This is a genomic window from Epibacterium sp. HA2-3, from assembly GCF_055693725.2.
In genome coordinates this window covers 32795-49613 of record NZ_JBVFUL020000002.1, presented here as the reverse complement: position 1 = coordinate 49613, position 16819 = coordinate 32795, and the positions used below count along the sequence as shown (strand labels likewise).

The following is a 16819-nucleotide window of genomic DNA, read 5'->3' as shown; positions in this document are numbered from 1 at the left end:
AAGGGGATAAGGATGCGATTTCTGCGACACAGCGTCATGGGGCTGTTTCTAGCGGGGCTGACAGCCGCGCTCTTGCTCTTTGCGCTGCATCTGGTTCGCTCCGCCGTACAGGAGAGCCTCGCTGAAGAACGTCGCGCCCCGCCCGCCCGCGAGCGGATCTTTGCAGTCAATGTGGTGACGGCAACCCTGGGCGAGGAACGTCCCGAACTGGTGGGCTTTGGCCATGTCGAGAGCCGCCGCACGCTCGAGCTGCGCGCTGCCGTGTCCGGACGGGTCATCGCGCTTGCGGACGGGTTCCAGGACGGTGGCCGCGTAACCGCTGGTGATACACTGGTCGAGATCGACAAGGCCGACGCCGAGGCCGCATTGGCCCGTGCCAAAGCGGACATGATGGACGCCGAAGCCGAGCGCCGCGACGCTGGCCGCGCGCTGGATTTGGCCCGGGACGAGCTTGAAACCGCACAGATGCAGGCCGATCTTCAAGAACGGGCGTATCAGCGGCAGGTTGACCTCAAGACCCGTGGGGTGGGCACCGAGGCCGCTGTGGAGGCCGCCGAGCTGACCGCCACGAGCGCGCGCCAGTCGGTGATCACCCGCCGCCAGGCCGTCAGTCAGGGCGAAGCCCGTATCGATCAGGCCCAAACCCTTGTGGCTCGGGCACAAATCGCACTGGACGAGGCACAGCGTGATCTCGAGGACACCACGCTCACCGCGCCTTTCACAGGCACGCTTCAATCCGTCAACCTCGTCGAGGGGCGGTTGGTCTCTGCCAATGAAATCCTTGCTGAACTGGTCGATCCCAACCAGCTCGAGGTCGCCTTTCGTGTCTCCACGGCCCAGTATGCGCGTCTGCTCGACGATGACGGTCGCCTGATCCCGGCGGAGGTCATCGTCACGCTCGACGCTGCCGGGGCCGACATCCGCGCCACAGGTCGCCTGGCGCGCGCCAGCGGCGCTGTGGGGGATGGCCAGTCGGGGCGTCTCATCTATGCGCGGGTAGAGGACAACGCAGGCTTCAAGCCCGGTGATTTCGTCACCGTACGCGTGCAAGAGCCTGCCATTGCCGATCTGATCCGCTTGCCCGCATCGGCGATGGACTCGCGCCAGACCGTTTTGGTTCTGGGCGAGGACGACAGGCTTCAGGAGGTTCCGGTGGAACTGGTGCGCCGCCAAGGCGACGAAATCCTGCTGCGCGCAAATGAGCTGGAGGGGCGTCAGGTTGTCACCGGTCGCACGCCGCTTCTTGGTGCCGGCATCAAGGTTCGCCCGCTGACCAAAGGCGCAGAGAACGCGCTGAAAGCGGCCGACCCGGATCTGATCGAGCTCACCGAAGAACGCCGCGCCACCCTGAAGGCCATCGTCAGCGACAACGGCCAAATGCCAAGCGATGTAAAAACCAGGGTCCTGGCCGAGTTGGACCAGCCCAAAGTCCCCGCAGCACTCATCAGCCGTATCGAAGACAATCGGGGCGGCTGACTGCCCGCCCTTCTTCCCGCCTGCGCGGGCGCGCACGACCAGAGGCACAGGTAAATTCTCATGGCGACGACACCGATCCAGAAGGCCAGCGGCATCCTGAGCTATTTCACCCGGCACCGCACCGCCGCCAACCTGTTGTTGATGGTGCTGCTGGTCCTCGGTGCAGCAGCGATCCCCAACATGCGGGCGCAGTTTTTCCCGGATGTGATTGTCGAGTCCGTCGATGTCTCCGTGGTCTGGGAGGGCGCTGGGCCAGAGGACGTGGACAGCGCCATCGTGCAGGTGTTGGAACCCGCCTTGCTGGCGGTTGATGGGGTAGAAGACACCCGTTCGGCCTCTCGCGAGGGGCGCGCGGTCATCGACATCGATTTTGAACCCGGCTGGGACATGGCGCGCGCCACCGACGATGTGCAAAACGCGGTGGATGCGATCACCACCCTGCCCGAAGAGGCCGAAGAGCCGGAGGTCGAGCGCGCGGTCTGGCGCGACCGGGTCACCGACATTGTCATCACTGGCCCCATCGGGGCACAGCAATTGGGGCTCTTGGCGGATGAACTGATCCTGAGACTCTTCGAGGTGGGTGTGACCCGCACCACGATCCGCGGGGTTGCAGCCCCCCGCACCATCATCGAAGTCCCCTCCAGCCAGCTCATTGCCCATGACATCACCCTCGCTGAAATCGCTGCCGTGATCGCCGCCGAGGTGGAGATCAATCCCGCCGGCGAAGTCGAGGGCGCCAACGCCCGCGTGCGCACCGGCACTCAGAAACGCACCCCAGAGGAACTGGAGGCGGTGGTTCTGCGCTCCGAGGCGGATGGCTCCGCCCTCACCATCGGGGATGTGGCCTCGATCCGCGTCGAAGGGGTGGACCGCCAGCGCAGCTATTTTGTTGGCGACGACCGCGCTATGTCGATCCGTGTGGACCGCTCCGATCAGGGCGACGCCATCCGCATCCAGCGTCAGGTCGAAGAGGTGGTGGCCGAGATGAACCTCTCCTTGCCTCAAGGGGTCGAGGTCTCCTTGATCCGCACCCGCGCCGAGGCCATCAGCGGGCGGCTTGATATCCTTGTGGACAATGGTTTGATGGGACTTGGGCTGGTGGTGATCCTGCTCTTTTTGTTCCTCAACGCCCGTATTGCGTTCTGGGTCGCCGCAGGCATCCCGGCGGCCATGTTTGCCGCCATCGCACTGATGTATATCGGTGGGCTGACCATCAACATGATCTCGCTCTTTGGGCTGATCATCACGCTTGGGATCGTGGTGGATGATGCCATCGTGGTGGGCGAGCATGCCGATTTCCGGGCCCGTCGCCTCGGGGAGCCGCCCATGGTTGCAGCCGAGAATGCCGCCCGCCGCATGGCGATGCCGGTTTTTGCAGCCACGCTCACCACCGTGATCGCCTTTTTTGGCCTGACGGCGATCGGCGGGCGCTTTGGCGAATTGATCGCAGATATTCCCTTTACGGTGATCGCCGTCCTGGCGGCGAGCCTTGTGGAGTGTTTCCTGATCCTGCCAAACCACATGGCACATGCCCTCGTCCATCGCAGCAAGGAACATTGGTATGACGCACCCAACCGGGTGGTGAACCGGGGCTTTCGCTGGTGTCGCGACCAGCTGTTTCGCCCGCTCATGGTGGGCGTCGTGCGTGCCCGCTACGTTGTGGTGGCAGGGGCCTTGGTGCTGCTGGCCAGCCAGATGGCGCTCTTTATCAAGGGGGATGTCACCTGGCGCTTTTTCAATGCACCAGAACGGGCGTCCGTGTCAGGTAATTTTGCCATGGTCGAAGGTGCCACCCGTGCCGACACGCTGGCGCAGATGCGCGAGTTTCAGCGTATGGTCGACGTCCTTGGCGCCGAGTACGAGGAGCGCTATGGCCGCAATCCGGTTGACTTTGTCATGGCGGAAGTGGGTGGCAATACCGGTCGCGGCCTAGCGGGCACGGAAACCAAGGACAGCGACCTCCTGGGTAGCATCGCAATCGAGTTGATCGACGCTGACCTGCGCCCCTATTCCAGTTTCGCCTTCGTGGGCGAGTTGCAAAAACGCGTGGTGCAGATGCCGCTTACCGAGGTGGTCTCCTTCCGGGGCTGGCGCTCTGGTCCCGGGGGCGATGCGCTGGACGTGCAGTTTTACGGCGCCGATGTCACCACGCTCAAGGGCGCGGCGGAGGATCTGAAAACCGCTCTCACCCGCTACCCCGAGGTCTCCGCCGTCGAGGACAATCTCGCCTATGACAAGGAAGAGCTGGTTCTGGACCTCACCCCGCAGGGTCAGGCACTCAATTTCACCATCGACAGCCTAGGGCGGGCGCTGCGCCAGCGGCTCAATGGGATTGAGGCCGCGACCTATCCGGAGGGGCCGCGCTCGGCCCAGATCCGGGTAGAGCTGCCCGAAGGCGAGCTCACCGCGGATTTCCTCGAGCGCACGCAGATGCGCGCGCCCTCGGGGATTTATGTGCCGCTCTCGGATATTGTCACCGTCAGCCAGCGCACCGGTTTTTCAACCGTGCGGCGCGAAAACGGCGTGCGGCTGATTTCCGTCACCGGCGACATTTCCGAGGATGACCCGGTGCAGGCCGAAGCCATCATGGAGGCACTGGAGACCGAGATCCTGCCCAGGATCGCCGAGGAACGTCAGGTCGAATTCCGCCTCTCTGGCCTCAGCGAACAGGAAGACGAGTTCCTCTCTGATGCGCGCACCGGGCTGATCCTCTGCCTGACGGGCATCTATCTGGTGCTATGCTGGATCTTTTCGAGCTGGACGCGCCCCATCGTGGTCATGGCGATCATTCCCTTTGGCCTCGTGGGGACCATCTGGGGGCATTACCTCTGGGATCTGCCGATGAGCATGTTCACCGTGGTCGGCTTGTTGGGGATGACGGGGATCATCATCAACGACTCGATCGTGCTGGTTTCGACCATTGATGAATACGCACAAGAGCGCGGTCTCATCCCCTCCATCATTGACGGGGCGGCAGATCGATTACGGCCCGTGATGCTGACAACGCTCACAACGGTTCTGGGGCTTGCGCCCTTGATGTATGAAACCTCACAGCAGGCACAGTTTCTGAAACCGACAGTCATCACCCTTGTCTATGGCCTTGGGTTCGGGATGTTCCTCGTGCTTTTGGTGGTACCGGCTCTGGTCGCCATTCAGGCGGATGTCGCGCGCCCGTTCCAGGCGCTGAAACGTGCTGTCGCCGCCGGGCCGCATCGGGTTGCCCACCGCCTGCGCGCGTTGATCCTGCTCGGAGCCGCTCTGCAGGCAGTTTGGCTTGGGCTGACCTTGGGCTGGACCTTGCTCACAGGGGCGCTGCCTGCCGCCGTTGGCACCGCACTGCCCTTTGTGACGCAGATGGATCCCCTGCGCGCAGCACTCATGCTGGGCCTTGGGGGGGTGAGCGTTCTGGCGCTCCTTGTTTATGTGATTGGGGCGGTGGGCGCACTGCGCGGGACATCACGCCAGACCTCCTGAGCGCGCCGCGCAAGCTCCGCCACCCGATCCAGAAGCTCAAGCCCCTGATCTTCGATCTGCGCCACCGGCACCCAACGCGCCTCCAGCGCATCATCATCGGGCACGGGTTCTCCCGAGATGTAGTGACAGAGCGTTGCCACCAGGAAATACTGGCCCTCCACCGTGCCATCTGCAGCGCGGGGGATCACATCAAGAGTCATCAACTGCGCCCCCGGCTCTGCGACAACGCCGGTTTCTTCCAAAAGCTCGCGAGCGGCGGCTGCGGCTGCGGTTTCACCAAGCTCCACATGCCCGCCCGGGAAGCCCCAAGTTCCGGCATTGGGCGGGTTCTTGCGCTTCACGAGGATCACGCAATCCGCGCCATCAATATTGGCACAGACCACGCCAAGGGCTCCAAGGATCGGGCGGCGCGTCGGATCGGTCATGGACGATGGGCCTTGTGTCAAAAACGCGAGGGCTGCGGACGGCGGTAGACCCCAACGGCAGGATGGTGACCGGGTGTCAGCCAGAGGTGCAGCCGCGAATATCCACCGCATGCGAGGTGCCCAGCACCGTAAAGCGCAGCGCGGAGCGGTCAACCGCAATCGGGCCGTCCTGCGCGGGCAACAGCTCTGCCTCGGCCACCAATTCACGCCCTTCACGCCAGGATTTTGTTTCGGTTGCAACCAAGGACGCACCGCCTTCGATCACCGCATATTCTTCACGCCCCGCAGAGGGCATCGAGATCCGGGCCGAGACTTTCATGCCATAGGGCGTGGGCGACAGACGGCAGGTCACACCTCGGACACGGGCTTCAGCTGCGGAATAGGGACGCGCCGCCAAGGCGGCGGCAATTGCAGGATGGCGTCCAGCCGAAAGGTCAGCGCGATGATCAAACCGCAATTCCGACGGGATGCAGACATCCTTGCACAGACCAAGTTCCATCCGGCCTTTGATCCGGATTGGCGCGCCTGCGGATTTGGGCGTGATCTCGATCGGCAGCACCAATTCGTCGTGATAGCCTATGGTGCGAAAGCCGGAGGTCAAGAACAGCTCAGGCGTGGGCCAGGTAATCCGCAGATTGGCCACATTGCGCGAGCCTTTCCAATCAAACCGTGGCGGAATGCCCGCGTCGCCCGGAGCGCGCCAGTAGGTTTTCCACCCCTGCGCCAATCTCAGGTGCAGCGCCCCCATGTAGCGCCCGTCCTTTGTCGGTCCGCCATCCAGCACCTCAATAGAGACCAGATCGGCAAGGTTTTCCCGCGCCAAAGATGCGGAAGCCAACCCCAAACAAGCAAGACAGGCCAAGAGGGCGAGCCTCAGGCGGATTCGTAGCTGTGTCGTCATATTTAGAGGTTTTGCCCCTTGCGCCGTTAAAGCCAAGTCACATCCAAGAGAGACCTGCGCAAATAACGCAAACGTGACAGCGTCGCAGCGCCTCGCCCCGGCCGAGGCGGGGTTGCAACAGCTGCTCCTGCGCGTCATTCTGAGCGAAGCGGCCGCAGGCCACAGCAGAGGCAGTGACATGAAACTGACAGGCAAGTTGCTGATCGCCATGCCGGGCATCGGGGATCCCAGGTTTGACAATTCGGTGGTGTTCCTCTGCTCCCACGGACAAGAGGGGGCGATGGGACTCATCGTCAACAAGCTCGCGCCCGGAGTGGTGCTGAAGAGCCTGTTTGACCAGCTCGACATCACCAGCAAGCCCGCAGCAGCAACGGAACCGGTCTATTTTGGCGGGCCGGTGGAAACCCAGCGCGGGTTTGTGCTGCATTCCGACGAATATATCTCGACCGTGAACTCGCTGCCCGTCTGTCCGGGACTGTCGATGACGGCCACGCTGGACGTGCTCGAAGACATTGCAGAGGGACGTGGCCCCGAACGCTATCTGGTGATGCTCGGCTATGCGGGCTGGGGTCCCGGACAGCTGGAAGATGAGATCGCGCAAAATGGCTGGCTGACGGCGGATACGGAGCCAGACATGGTGTTTACCGACCTCGCTGATGGCAAATGGGAAGCGGCGCTGGCGAGCCTCGGTGTTACGCCGCTGAACCTTTCGATGGATGCGGGCCGGGCCTGACCTCAGGGCCCATGACCGCGGTGTGAGCCAAAGTCGTTTGATGAAGCCCCCTTCTCAGCACCCATTCGTGTAGCCCGTGCCCGGCACGATGCCCCCATCTCGAACAGGATATACCTGGCAAAAGGGGGGGCCTCCCGCCCGTCGGCATCGCATCACAGATGCGCCCCTCCCGTTGGGCCCGGCGCCGCTGGCGCGGCGCGGTTGCGATGGCCAATCGCGCTCTGAAGCAGCGTCAAAGCGGCGACAGATAGACCGACCTCACCCCCTCCTTGCCCCATCCACGCAGCCCTCCTATAAGGACCGAAACAGCGCGGAGTTCGCCCATGCAGCCCCCCTCTTTCGACCAGCCTCACCTCCTCGGGATCGAGCCCCTCAGGCCACATGAGATCACCGCCATTCTGGATCTGGCCGAAGATTACGTGGCGCTCAATCGGCAGACCGAGAAGCACTCCGATGCGCTGGCGGGGCTGACCCAGATCAACATGTTCTTTGAAAATTCCACCCGCACGCAGGCCAGCTTTGAGCTCGCCGGCAAGCGACTCGGCGCGGATGTAATGAACATGGCGATGCAGGCCTCATCGATCAAAAAGGGCGAGACGCTGATCGACACCGCGATGACGCTCAATGCCATGCATCCCGATCTTCTGGTGGTGCGCCATCCGCACTCCGGCGCGGTGGACCTCCTGGCGCAAAAGGTAAACTGCGCGGTGCTGAACGCAGGCGATGGGCGCCATGAACATCCGACGCAGGCGCTTTTGGACGCGCTGACGATCCGGCGCGCCAAGGGTCGTCTGCATCGGCTGAACATCGCGATTTGTGGCGATGTCACCCATTCGCGAGTGGCGCGCTCCAACCTGATCCTGCTGGGCAAGATGGAAAATCGCATTCGCCTGATCGGCCCGCCAACGCTGGTGCCACAGCAATTTGCGGAGTTTGGCGCCGAGATCTATGACGACATGCGCGAAGGTCTCAAAGACGTCGATGTCGTCATGATGCTGCGGCTTCAAAAAGAACGGATGGACGGTGGTTTCATTCCTTCGGAACGCGAGTATTTCTATCGCTACGGGCTGGATGCGGAAAAATTGGCACTGGCCAAACCCGACGCCATCGTCATGCACCCCGGGCCGATGAACCGCGGCGTAGAAATCGACGGGACCATCGCTGATGATATCAAACGCTCCGTAATCCAAGAGCAGGTCGAAATGGGCGTGGCCGTTCGCATGGCCGCGATGGATCTTCTTGCGCGCAACCTGCGGGCGGCGCGTCAGAAACAGGCGTCCTGAACGCGATGCAGGATGTGATTGAAATCCCCAAGGGCGCGCGCGATCAGGTGCTGATCTTTGCGCTCGACATGCCCGTAGAACAGGCCAAATTCCTCAGGGATGAGGACGGCGCGCTGGCGCAGGTCTTGGGACTGCCCACCATTGAGATGACGCAGGTCGAGATCTTTCCGGTCGAAGATCTCGAAGGCCTTGGCCTCCTTGGCTATCTGCGCGAGGGCATGGGGGTCTCAGAAGCAGACCTCTCGGAACATGGTATGGCGCTCGATGGTCTCAGTGGATGGGTTCTGGTGCTGCGCGCCCGCGCCTTCGACGGGGCGGCGACCCGGCTCACACCCGCCCGGAGTGTCACGCTGGTCGCCCGTCTTGGCGAAGTAAAGACCGACTGGTCTGCGCCCAGCACGATCCCAAGCGCCGCAGCCCAACCGACGCTGCGGACGCCACCTCGTGAGGCCCGCAACCGCGCCCGGCGCATCGGGGCGTCGTTGTTTGCGGTGGTTATGTTGCTGATCTGCCTTGCCATCTGGGGACTTGTGACATGAGCGCGCCGGATAGCCCTTTCCTTGTGTGCGCCTGTACAGCGCCTTCCTGCCGCCCCCTTGCACGCCCACTTCCTGCCTGCCCGACATTTGTGAAGGACCCGGTCTGATGACGACGCTTTTCCTCAACGCCCGCCTGATCGATCCCGAAACAGGCACCGACGCGCCTGGCAGCCTCCTGGTGCAACGTGGCAAGATCCTCGCCCGCGCTGATCAAAGCGACAAGGAGATGTTTCTTGCGGACAACGGTCTGCGCACCAAAGACGTGCAGATGGTGGACTGCAACGGCAAATGCCTTGCCCCCGGGATCGTGGACATCGGCGTCAAGGTTTGCGAGCCGGGCGAGCGGCACAAGGAGAGCTACAAATCCGCAGGGCTTGCAGCTGCCGCGGGTGGTGTGACCACCATCGTGACCCGCCCTGACACCTCCCCCTGCATCGACAGCCCTGAGACGCTGGAATTCGTCACGCGGCGCGCGCAAGCAGATGCACCGGTCAATGTCCTGCCGATGGCGGCTCTGACTAAGGGGCGCGAAGGTCGTGAGATGACCGAAATCGGCTTTTTGCTGGACGCTGGCGCCGTGGCCTTCACCGATTGCGATCATGTGGTCACAAGTACCAAGGTGCTGTCGCGCGCCCTGACCTATGCCAAAAGCTGCGGCGCGCTGGTCATTGCGCATCCGCAGGAACCCGGCCTCTCTCAGGGGGCGGCAGCCACATCCGGAAAGTTCGCGGCGCTGCGCGGGCTCCCTTCTGTGTCTCCGATGGCCGAGCGCATGGGGCTTGATCGCGATATCGCATTGCTGGAGATGACCGGCGCCAAGTATCACGCCGATCAGATCACCACCGCGCGCGCGCTGCCCGCGCTGGAACGCGCCAAGGCAAACGGGCTCGACATTACGGCGGGGACATCCATCCACCATCTCACCCTGAATGAGCTGGACGTGGCCGACTATCGCACCTTCTTCAAGGTGAAACCGCCCCTTCGGTCCGAGGATGATCGCCTCGCGGTGGTCGAGGCGGTACGCAGCGGACTCATTGATGTGATCTCCTCCATGCACACACCGCAGGACGAAGAAAGCAAGCGGTTGCCCTTTGAAGAGGCCGCCGCCGGTGCGGTTGCGCTCGAGACCCTGTTGCCAGCGGCAATGCGGCTCTATCACGCCGAGCTTCTGGACCTGCCAACGCTGTTTCGTGCCATGGCGCTTAACCCGTCTCGACGGCTTGGGCTTGCCTCCGGACGACTGAGCGCGGGCGCACCTGCGGATCTCGTGCTGTTTGACCCCGACGCCCCCTTGGTGCTGGATCGTTTCAAGCTGCAGTCGAAATCCAAGAACACGCCTTTTGACACCCAGCGGATGCAGGGACGTGTCTTGGCGACCTATGTGGCCGGTGAGCCCGTTTATCGAAAGGACGCATGATGCTGCCTGCGCTTGAGACAACGCTGCCCCTGCTGCTCTTCTGGGGCGGGATCGGCTATCTTCTGGGCTCAGTGCCCTTTGGCATGGTGATCACCCGCGCTTTTGGGCTGGGCAACCTGCGTGAAATCGGATCGGGCAACATCGGCACCACCAACGTCTTGCGCACCGGAAGCAAGGCCGCCGCGGCTGCGACGCTCCTTCTGGATGGCGGCAAGGGCGCGGCGGCGGTGCTGCTGGCGCGTGCTCTGGCAGGCGAGGACGCGGCGCAGCTTGCAGGGCTTTTGGCCTTTCTCGGGCATTGCTTTCCGGTCTGGCTGGGGTTCAAGGGCGGCAAAGGGGTTGCGACCTTCCTCGGCCTCATGCTGGCGCTCGCATGGCCGGTCGGGATCGCCTGCTGTCTGACCTGGCTTGGTGTTGCGGTGTTGCGCCGCATCTCGTCACTCGCGGCCCTCTGCGCAGCGGTTGCGGCCCCGGTCTGGTGTCTGCTGCTCGGCGCACCTCAAGCCGCCGTTCTCTCGGCGCTGCTGGCGCTCGTGATCCTCTGGCGCCACCGCGAAAACATCGCCCGCCTCAGGGCCGGCACAGAGCCAAAGATCGGCCAGAAATAGCGCACGCCACCCCTGTTGATGCAAAGCCCCGCCCCTACCGGCGGGGTTTTTATGTTCTGCGCACTCAAATTGAGGCGCTTTGTTGCACAGTCTCACATTTGCGCCAGCACCCCCTCAAATTGAGTTGTTTTGCATGTGATCGGACGCCTCCCCAGATGGTCGTCATGGCGGCACACACCGTCACAGGAAACAGGATTTAAAGCACCTGTCCCTTTCTACACCTCCCCCCCGGTGCATTACGGCTCCGGACAGATCAAAAGGTTCAAACCGATGACCAAGACCACATCCTTCACCAAATCCCTTCTGGGCGGTCTCGCTTTCTCTGTTGCGCTGGCGACCTCTTCGCTTGCGGCAGGCGTCGATGTGAACGCCTCCTCCACCGGCCTTGCGATGCAGGGCTATGACCCGGTTGCCTATTTCACCGAAGGCGAAGCTAACAAGGGCAGCTACAAACTGACCTCCACCTTTGACGAGGCGACCTACTGGTTCACTTCCGAGGAAAACAAGGAGCTGTTTGAAGCCAATCCAGAGGCTTATGTCCCCGCATACGGCGGCTACTGCGCCTTTGGTGCAGCGATGGGCTTCAAGTTCGACGGCGACCCCCACCAGTGGAAAATCGTTGACGATGTGCTGTACCTGAACCTCTCCAAGGACATCCAGGAGCGCTGGGTCGAGGACATCCCGGGCTATATCGAAAAAGCAGACGTGAACTGGGAAACCATCGAGGATGCGGCCCCGGCCGAGCTGCTGCAATAACGCGGTCGCGCTCGTTTCTTAAAAACAAAAAATGGGCGGCAGGATCTCCTGCCGCCCATTTTTGCGCGCGGGTCCCGGAGGGAACGGGCACCTCAGCGCTTATTTCCCGGCCATGCGCTCCATCGCTTCGGCTGTGCGTTTGGTGTTGTTGTAGATCCCAAGCGCAAGATAGAGCGAACCGCCAATCAGGATCACGTAGAGCGTCCCGCCCAAAAGCACGCCTAGAGCGGGCAGAAGCCCCCCGGCACTGGGTTCGATAAAGGCGACAACAACGCCGCCGAGCACGACGAGCAGCAACAGGACAACAATGACGCCCACGAGTTTTTCAAATGCGGAGATAAAGAAACGTTCCATTTTCAACACCTTTCAAAGCAATGGTTGGCGCTCTCTTAAGGACAGGTCGGGCCCCGGACAAGTTGTTGAATAGGGGGAAATATGCCCTTGGGACGTCACCACACGACCCCCGGTTTCATGGCGCCGCGAACCAGACCGCGCAAGAAAAAGGGGCGCCCCAGCGGCGCCCCTTTTCTTGTTTCAAATAAGAACTTAGTGCCGTTCAATAGCTGTAATCGGCATAGATCCGGGTCAGATCACCGTTCCAATCGCCATTGTAGCGATCCAAGAGTTCGTCTGCGGGGACTTTACCGCTCTCGACGCTCTCGCGCAGTGCATTGAGGAAATGAGTCTCGTTGGGGACAAGACCGCCTGCACCCTGACGGGCGCGCGCCTTCAGTCCGGCTTCTGAAATCGCCAGAACCTCTCGTGCCAGATCATGCATCTTGATCGCGCCGACCTCTGCCTGCAGCCCTTTGACCGCAGCCTCGATGCGCAGGTTTTCGCGAGTCTCCGCGTCCCAGCCCTTGACCAGATCCCAGGCCGCGTCCAGCGCAGACTGATCATACATCAGACCCACCCAGAACGCGGGCAAAGCACAGAGGCGACGCCAGGGGCCACCATCGGCGCCCCGCATTTCCATGTATTTCTTGATGCGGGCTTCTGGGAATGCGGTCGTCAGGTGATCGGCCCAGTCGCTCAATGTGGGCGTCTCGCCCGGCAATGCGGGTAGCTCGCCCTTGAGGAAATCCCGGAAAGACTGGCCCAAAGCATTGATATATTTGCCATCTCGGTAGACAAAATACATCGGCACATCAAGGGCATAGTCCGCATAGCGTTCAAAGCCCATGCCCTCTTCAAAAACAAAGGGCAGCATTCCGGTACGGGCATCATCCAGATGCCGCCAGATGTGGCTGCGCCAGGATTTGAGCCCGTTAGGCTTGCCTTCAAAGAAGGGGGAATTGGCAAAGAGCGCCGTCGCCACCGGTTGCAGCGCCAGCGCCACGCGCAGCTTTTGCACCATATCCGCCTCGGAGGCGAAATCGAGGTTCACCTGCACCGTGCACGTGCGCCGCATCATCGCGCGCCCCATGGTGCCGACGCGCTCCATGTAGTCGTTCATCAACTGATAGCGGCCCTTTGGCATCAGCGGCATTTCGTCGTGCTGCCAGATCGGGGCGGCCCCAAGACCGATGAATCCAACACCGATCTCGTCAGCAATGTCTTTGACTTCGCGCAGGTGGGTGTTCACCTCATCGCAGGTCTCATGGATGGTCTCGAGCGGGGCACCTGACAGCTCCAGCGCTCCCCCCGGCTCAAGGCTCACATTGGCCATGTCCTTGGTGAGGCCGATCAGCTTGCCGCCCTCGGTCACCGGCTCCCAGCCATGACGGTCCCGCAACCCTTCCAGAACAGCCAGAATGGAGCGCGTCCCCTCGTAGGGGAGCGGTTTCAGCGTGTCCTTGCAGTAGCCGAACTTCTCATGCTCGGTGCCAATGCGCCAATCGTCGCGCGGCTTGCAGCCCGCTTCCATGTAGGCCGCCAGTTGAGCATGGCTTTCGATTGGTCCGCCACCGGACTGAGGAATGGACATAGGGAGGCCCCCTTTGTGGTCGTCGCCAAACAGGGGCGAACGTGGCATTTGTGACAAAGGGCGCGCGGCCCGGGGTTAAAGTGGTGATGCGAATTCGCGCCAGTGTCAATGCAGGCGATACGCCTGGTGCGACTCTGGTGATTTCTGCCATATCACGACTTGGTGAGGGCCTTTGTGATGCAGTTCACTCAGCATGCGTTCTGTCTTCAATCCCGGCAGGCTGGCAAAGACATCAAAGAGCGCCTCCGCCCCGGTTGCAGTCACCGGAATTGCCAAGGGCGGCTGCCCCGGCTGCTCCAACACCCAATGCGACGGGCGCGCGGTATGATCGAGCCGCAGGGTCTCGATTTCGGACCGCGCGACGGCGCCACCGGTGAGCGGGCCGAAATAGCTGATCTGACCTTCGGTGACCTGCACGACACCCGGCCCCCCAGAGCCAAGGCGAAACCGCATCCGCTGCGCGCCGACCACCGCAAGCACAACCGCCAGCGTCACACAGGCCCAGCCCGTGACCTGCGACAAACCAATGCCCCAAAGCGCCCACCGAAGCCCCAAAAGCAGCAGCGCCAGCGCCCCCAGGAGTTCACGCCACCGCCACAAAGCCGCGCGCGCCTCTGGTCGAATGAAACTCATCTGACGTCCTCCACCCGACCTGCACAGATCTGCGCAGGTGTTGAAAACAGAACCAGCGCAAATGCATCTGCTGGCTGAAACCCGAGCGCGCGATACGCCCGAGCGGCGTCTTTGCCCGCGGCAAACAGCACCCCCTGCCGGGCGCCGCGCTCGCGCGCTTCCAACAGATGCCGACCGACGACGCGGCGCGCGTAGCCACGCCCACGCAACATTGGGGGCGTATAGACACCGCCAACCTGCACCGCCTCGTCAAAGGCCGTGTTGAAACCGCTCATCGCCACCGGTTCACCCTGAACCGTTAGCACGCGGTGGCTGTCCCTGGCGATATAGGTCGCAATATCGTGACGCGCCTTGTCCCGTACCGCGTCGGGCGCAGCATTGAGGACCTCGACCTCATAGGCCGCGCGCCAACCTTCCACGAGTCCGCGCGGCGCCTCGGCCAATGGCACAAGCGCTTCTTCGGGGCGCATCTCCACCGAAACATCCCTGAGGTCGAGCACAAACCCTGGATCATCTCGATCCAGCTGGCACGGGTGATCTCCGATGTCATTGGCCGCGATAAAGCGCCGCGCTTGCATCGCTTTTCCCAACACCGCCGTGACATCGCGCCCCGCCAGAAGCTGTCCGGCCTCCCGCCAGTCCCGTCGCGTCGCGTCCGGTGCCATCATCATTACCGAACCACTGTTGGCGATACCAAAGACCCCGTCACGCGCCTCCCGCACCCAGAGCGTCAGCCCATGAGGATGATCCGATCCAAACCCGTGATCGCGCAGGTTCCCGATCAAAAACATGGCGCCTTCGATATGCGAAAACAGCAGCGCCTCGATCCACGCGAGGTCCGAGGGCTCTGCTGCGCGCCAGACCATTACCAGTCTCCCAACCGCTGCTGCCAAAGCGTCAGTGCGGCCACAGCCGCAGTATCCGCACGCAGGATCCGTGGCCCCAGACTGACCACATGGGCCTGTGGCATTGCATGGAGGCGCTTGCGCTCCGCATCGGAAAACCCGCCCTCCGGCCCGATCAGAATCGCCCAGGGCCCCGCCGCGCCAGCGGAGCCCTCCACCTGGGCCACATCCAGGAACAACCGCTGGCCGACCTCGGCCTCGTCACAGAACATCAACTGACGCTCTGCGGGCCAATGGTCCAACATCGACGGGAGTTTTTGCAGCTCTGCCACCTCGGGCACATAGGTGCCGCCGCATTGCTCGGCAGCCTCGACGGCATGGGCCTGCAGACGGTCCTGTCGGATGCGCTCGGAATTGGTGAACTCTGTCGCCACCGGCAAGATTCGCGCGGCGCCCATCTCGGCGGCTTTTTCGACGATGAAATCGGTCCGCGCCTTCTTGATCGGCGCAAAGATCAACCACAGGTCGGGCGGCAACTGCAGGGGCTTTGATTGATCAAGGCAGGCGAGCACGCCGCCGCGCTTGCCGGCCTCGGCCACCTCGGCCTGCCATTCCCCGTCGCGCCCGTTAAAAAGCGCAACCCGCGCGCCCACCGAGAGCCGCATCACCCCAAAGAGATAATGCGCCTGATCGCGGTCCAGAGGAACCGTTTGCCCTGCCCCCAAGGGGTGATCTACATACAGTCTGACTTTAGCACTCATGGGGTCCTACATATGCAAGGCCAGTCGCCAACACCAGATGGACAAGTCGCGGATGCGGTGAAAGACAATTGGGTCGACATCTATGCGCCCGCCTGGACCCGCCCCTACCTGCGCCTGAGCCGTGCGGATCGCCCCATCGGGACCTGGCTCCTGCTGCTGCCCTGCTGGTGGGGATTGGCGCTTGCGATGATCGCCGGACAGGATGCGCGCTGGGAGGATCTGTGGATTTTCGTGGCCTGCGCGCTTGGTGCGTGGCTGATGCGCGGCGCGGGGTGCACCTGGAATGACATCACTGACCGCAACATCGACGGCAGTGTCGAGCGCACCCGGTCGCGCCCCATTCCCTCCGGTCAGGTCTCTGTCAAAGGGGCGCTCGCTTGGATGGCCCTGCAATCGCTGATCGCCTTTGGCATCCTGCTGACCTTCAATCAGGCTGCGGTCGCGATGGGGATCCTCGCGCTCTTCCCGGTGGCGATTTATCCCTTTGCCAAGCGGTTTACCTGGTGGCCGCAGATTTTCTTGGGGCTCGCCTTTAACTGGGGTGCGATGCTGGCGTGGGTGGCGCATACAGGCCACCTGAACTGGCCTGCGGTGGTGCTTTATGTGGCCGGGATCGCGTGGACACTCTTTTATGACACCATCTATGCCCATCAGGATGCCGAGGATGATGCCCTGATCGGGGTGAAATCCACGGCACGGCTCTTTGGCACCAACACGCCAACCTGGCTGCGCCGCTTTATTGTTGCCACCGTGAGCCTGATGGCGCTTGCAATCATCATGGCCGTACAGCCCGCTGCCTCGGTTCTGGCGCTGGCGCTCTCGCTCTGTGCGCCCTGGGCGATGGGCTGGCATATGACATGGCAGTTGCGCGCCTTTGACGCCGACAACAACGACCGCCTCCTGTCGCTGTTTCGGCTCAACCGGGACACCGGCTTGATTCCGCTCATTTTCCTTGGGTTGGCCCTGTTTGCCTGATCCAGACCACAGGCGCGATTGATCCAGCGCGATTGGCCTAGTAAGACCTTTGACGACGAAACTACC

The 16819-nt window shown here is 62.5% G+C and carries 16 protein-coding genes; 9 read left to right on the top strand and 7 right to left on the bottom strand.

Annotated elements, in window-relative coordinates:
• The first annotated feature begins 12 nt into the window (after positions 1 to 12).
• Together ACZ1HH_RS14690 and ACZ1HH_RS14685 are read left to right on the top strand one after the other, a co-directional pair.
• The gene (locus ACZ1HH_RS14690) at positions 13 to 1476 is read left to right on the top strand and encodes an efflux RND transporter periplasmic adaptor subunit (protein WP_472635166.1); all 1464 of its coding nucleotides are present in this window, start codon (positions 13 to 15) and stop codon (positions 1474 to 1476) included.
• 60 nt (positions 1477 to 1536) lie between these two features.
• Positions 1537 to 4950 (top strand): efflux RND transporter permease subunit, encoded by a 3414-nt coding sequence (locus ACZ1HH_RS14685; RefSeq protein WP_472635165.1) that lies wholly within the window; start codon positions 1537 to 1539, stop codon positions 4948 to 4950.
• Here the strand turns inward: ACZ1HH_RS14685 and ACZ1HH_RS14680 are convergent.
• Both ACZ1HH_RS14680 and ACZ1HH_RS14675 read right to left on the bottom strand, forming a co-directional pair.
• Positions 4896 to 5375: an NUDIX hydrolase gene (locus ACZ1HH_RS14680; RefSeq protein WP_416370062.1), complete on the bottom strand. Its 480-nt coding sequence runs from the start codon at positions 5373 to 5375 to the stop codon at positions 4896 to 4898. The two genes, ACZ1HH_RS14685 and ACZ1HH_RS14680, sit on opposite strands and share 55 nt — an antisense overlap.
• A gap of 76 nt (positions 5376 to 5451) precedes the next feature.
• Entirely contained in the window at positions 5452 to 6276 is an 825-nt protein-coding gene (locus ACZ1HH_RS14675) for a protein-disulfide reductase DsbD domain-containing protein (protein WP_472635164.1), read from the bottom strand.
• A gap of 178 nt (positions 6277 to 6454) precedes the next feature.
• Between ACZ1HH_RS14675 and ACZ1HH_RS14670 the strand changes: the two genes are divergently transcribed.
• The 6 genes from ACZ1HH_RS14670 to ACZ1HH_RS14645 all read left to right on the top strand — a co-directional run bounded on the left by ACZ1HH_RS14670 (position 6455) and on the right by ACZ1HH_RS14645 (position 11612).
• Positions 6455 to 7009: a YqgE/AlgH family protein gene (locus tag ACZ1HH_RS14670; RefSeq protein ID WP_044026513.1), complete on the top strand. Its 555-nt coding sequence runs from the start codon at positions 6455 to 6457 to the stop codon at positions 7007 to 7009.
• Between the two features lie 323 nt (positions 7010 to 7332).
• The gene (locus ACZ1HH_RS14665; protein WP_011536690.1) at positions 7333 to 8292 is read left to right on the top strand and encodes an aspartate carbamoyltransferase catalytic subunit; all 960 of its coding nucleotides are present in this window, start codon (positions 7333 to 7335) and stop codon (positions 8290 to 8292) included.
• 5 nt (positions 8293 to 8297) lie between these two features.
• Positions 8298 to 8831 (top strand): hypothetical protein, encoded by a 534-nt coding sequence (locus ACZ1HH_RS14660; RefSeq protein ID WP_416370059.1) that lies wholly within the window; start codon positions 8298 to 8300, stop codon positions 8829 to 8831.
• Positions 8832 to 8937: 106 nt separating this feature from the next.
• On the top strand, positions 8938 to 10248 hold the full coding sequence (pyrC, locus tag ACZ1HH_RS14655) for a dihydroorotase (RefSeq protein WP_011536692.1): 1311 nt from the start codon (positions 8938 to 8940) through the stop codon (positions 10246 to 10248).
• On the top strand, positions 10248 to 10856 hold the full coding sequence (gene plsY / locus ACZ1HH_RS14650; RefSeq protein WP_011536693.1) for a glycerol-3-phosphate 1-O-acyltransferase PlsY: 609 nt from the start codon (positions 10248 to 10250) through the stop codon (positions 10854 to 10856). The genes pyrC and plsY overlap by 1 nt, the downstream gene beginning before the upstream one ends.
• 270 nt (positions 10857 to 11126) lie before the next feature.
• Positions 11127 to 11612 (top strand): YHS domain-containing (seleno)protein, encoded by a 486-nt coding sequence (locus tag ACZ1HH_RS14645; protein WP_011536694.1) that lies wholly within the window; start codon positions 11127 to 11129, stop codon positions 11610 to 11612.
• A gap of 99 nt (positions 11613 to 11711) precedes the next feature.
• Here ACZ1HH_RS14645 and ACZ1HH_RS14640 read toward each other — a convergent pair whose 3' ends face one another.
• From ACZ1HH_RS14640 to ACZ1HH_RS14620, 5 genes are all read right to left on the bottom strand, one after another.
• Entirely contained in the window at positions 11712 to 11966 is a 255-nt protein-coding gene (locus tag ACZ1HH_RS14640) for a hypothetical protein (RefSeq protein WP_011536695.1), read from the bottom strand.
• A gap of 202 nt (positions 11967 to 12168) precedes the next feature.
• Complete coding sequence (locus tag ACZ1HH_RS14635; RefSeq protein ID WP_416370056.1) at positions 12169 to 13539, bottom strand: glutamate--cysteine ligase; 1371 nt, start codon at positions 13537 to 13539, stop codon at positions 12169 to 12171.
• Positions 13540 to 13644: 105 nt separating this feature from the next.
• Positions 13645 to 14172, bottom strand: a complete 528-nt coding sequence (locus tag ACZ1HH_RS14630; RefSeq protein WP_472635163.1) for a hypothetical protein — start codon at positions 14170 to 14172, stop codon at positions 13645 to 13647.
• Positions 14169 to 15038 carry a GNAT family N-acetyltransferase gene (locus ACZ1HH_RS14625; RefSeq protein WP_472635162.1) on the bottom strand — a complete coding sequence of 290 codons (870 nt, stop codon included), beginning with the start codon at positions 15036 to 15038 and terminating at the stop codon, positions 14169 to 14171. Before ACZ1HH_RS14625 ends, ACZ1HH_RS14630 begins: the two co-directional genes overlap by 4 nt.
• Positions 15038 to 15778 carry a 16S rRNA (uracil(1498)-N(3))-methyltransferase gene (locus ACZ1HH_RS14620; RefSeq protein ID WP_472635161.1) on the bottom strand — a complete coding sequence of 247 codons (741 nt, stop codon included), beginning with the start codon at positions 15776 to 15778 and terminating at the stop codon, positions 15038 to 15040. Before ACZ1HH_RS14620 ends, ACZ1HH_RS14625 begins: the two co-directional genes overlap by 1 nt.
• A gap of 12 nt (positions 15779 to 15790) precedes the next feature.
• Between ACZ1HH_RS14620 and ubiA the strand changes: the two genes are divergently transcribed.
• Entirely contained in the window at positions 15791 to 16753 is a 963-nt protein-coding gene (gene ubiA, locus ACZ1HH_RS14615; RefSeq protein WP_472635160.1) for a 4-hydroxybenzoate octaprenyltransferase, read from the top strand.
• Positions 16754 to 16819: the final 66 nt, after the last annotated feature.

What these genes read in the sequence shown, in the direction of transcription:
- ACZ1HH_RS14690 (WP_472635166.1), top strand. Translation starts at nt 13, where the DNA reads ATGCGATTTCTGCGACACAGCGTCATGGGGCTGTTTCTAGCGGGGCTG.
- ACZ1HH_RS14685 (WP_472635165.1), top strand. Translation starts at nt 1,537, where the DNA reads ATGGCGACGACACCGATCCAGAAGGCCAGCGGCATCCTGAGCTATTTC.
- ACZ1HH_RS14680 (WP_416370062.1), bottom strand. Translation starts at nt 5,375, where the DNA reads ATGACCGATCCGACGCGCCGCCCGATCCTTGGAGCCCTTGGCGTGGTC.
- ACZ1HH_RS14675 (WP_472635164.1), bottom strand. Translation starts at nt 6,276, where the DNA reads ATGACGACACAGCTACGAATCCGCCTGAGGCTCGCCCTCTTGGCCTGT.
- ACZ1HH_RS14670 (WP_044026513.1), top strand. Translation starts at nt 6,455, where the DNA reads ATGAAACTGACAGGCAAGTTGCTGATCGCCATGCCGGGCATCGGGGAT.
- ACZ1HH_RS14665 (WP_011536690.1), top strand. Translation starts at nt 7,333, where the DNA reads ATGCAGCCCCCCTCTTTCGACCAGCCTCACCTCCTCGGGATCGAGCCC.
- ACZ1HH_RS14660 (WP_416370059.1), top strand. Translation starts at nt 8,298, where the DNA reads ATGCAGGATGTGATTGAAATCCCCAAGGGCGCGCGCGATCAGGTGCTG.
- pyrC (WP_011536692.1), top strand. Translation starts at nt 8,938, where the DNA reads ATGACGACGCTTTTCCTCAACGCCCGCCTGATCGATCCCGAAACAGGC.
- plsY (WP_011536693.1), top strand. Translation starts at nt 10,248, where the DNA reads ATGCTGCCTGCGCTTGAGACAACGCTGCCCCTGCTGCTCTTCTGGGGC.
- ACZ1HH_RS14645 (WP_011536694.1), top strand. Translation starts at nt 11,127, where the DNA reads ATGACCAAGACCACATCCTTCACCAAATCCCTTCTGGGCGGTCTCGCT.
- ACZ1HH_RS14640 (WP_011536695.1), bottom strand. Translation starts at nt 11,966, where the DNA reads ATGGAACGTTTCTTTATCTCCGCATTTGAAAAACTCGTGGGCGTCATT.
- ACZ1HH_RS14635 (WP_416370056.1), bottom strand. Translation starts at nt 13,539, where the DNA reads ATGTCCATTCCTCAGTCCGGTGGCGGACCAATCGAAAGCCATGCTCAA.
- ACZ1HH_RS14630 (WP_472635163.1), bottom strand. Translation starts at nt 14,172, where the DNA reads ATGAGTTTCATTCGACCAGAGGCGCGCGCGGCTTTGTGGCGGTGGCGT.
- ACZ1HH_RS14625 (WP_472635162.1), bottom strand. Translation starts at nt 15,038, where the DNA reads ATGGTCTGGCGCGCAGCAGAGCCCTCGGACCTCGCGTGGATCGAGGCG.
- ACZ1HH_RS14620 (WP_472635161.1), bottom strand. Translation starts at nt 15,778, where the DNA reads ATGAGTGCTAAAGTCAGACTGTATGTAGATCACCCCTTGGGGGCAGGG.
- ubiA (WP_472635160.1), top strand. Translation starts at nt 15,791, where the DNA reads ATGCAAGGCCAGTCGCCAACACCAGATGGACAAGTCGCGGATGCGGTG.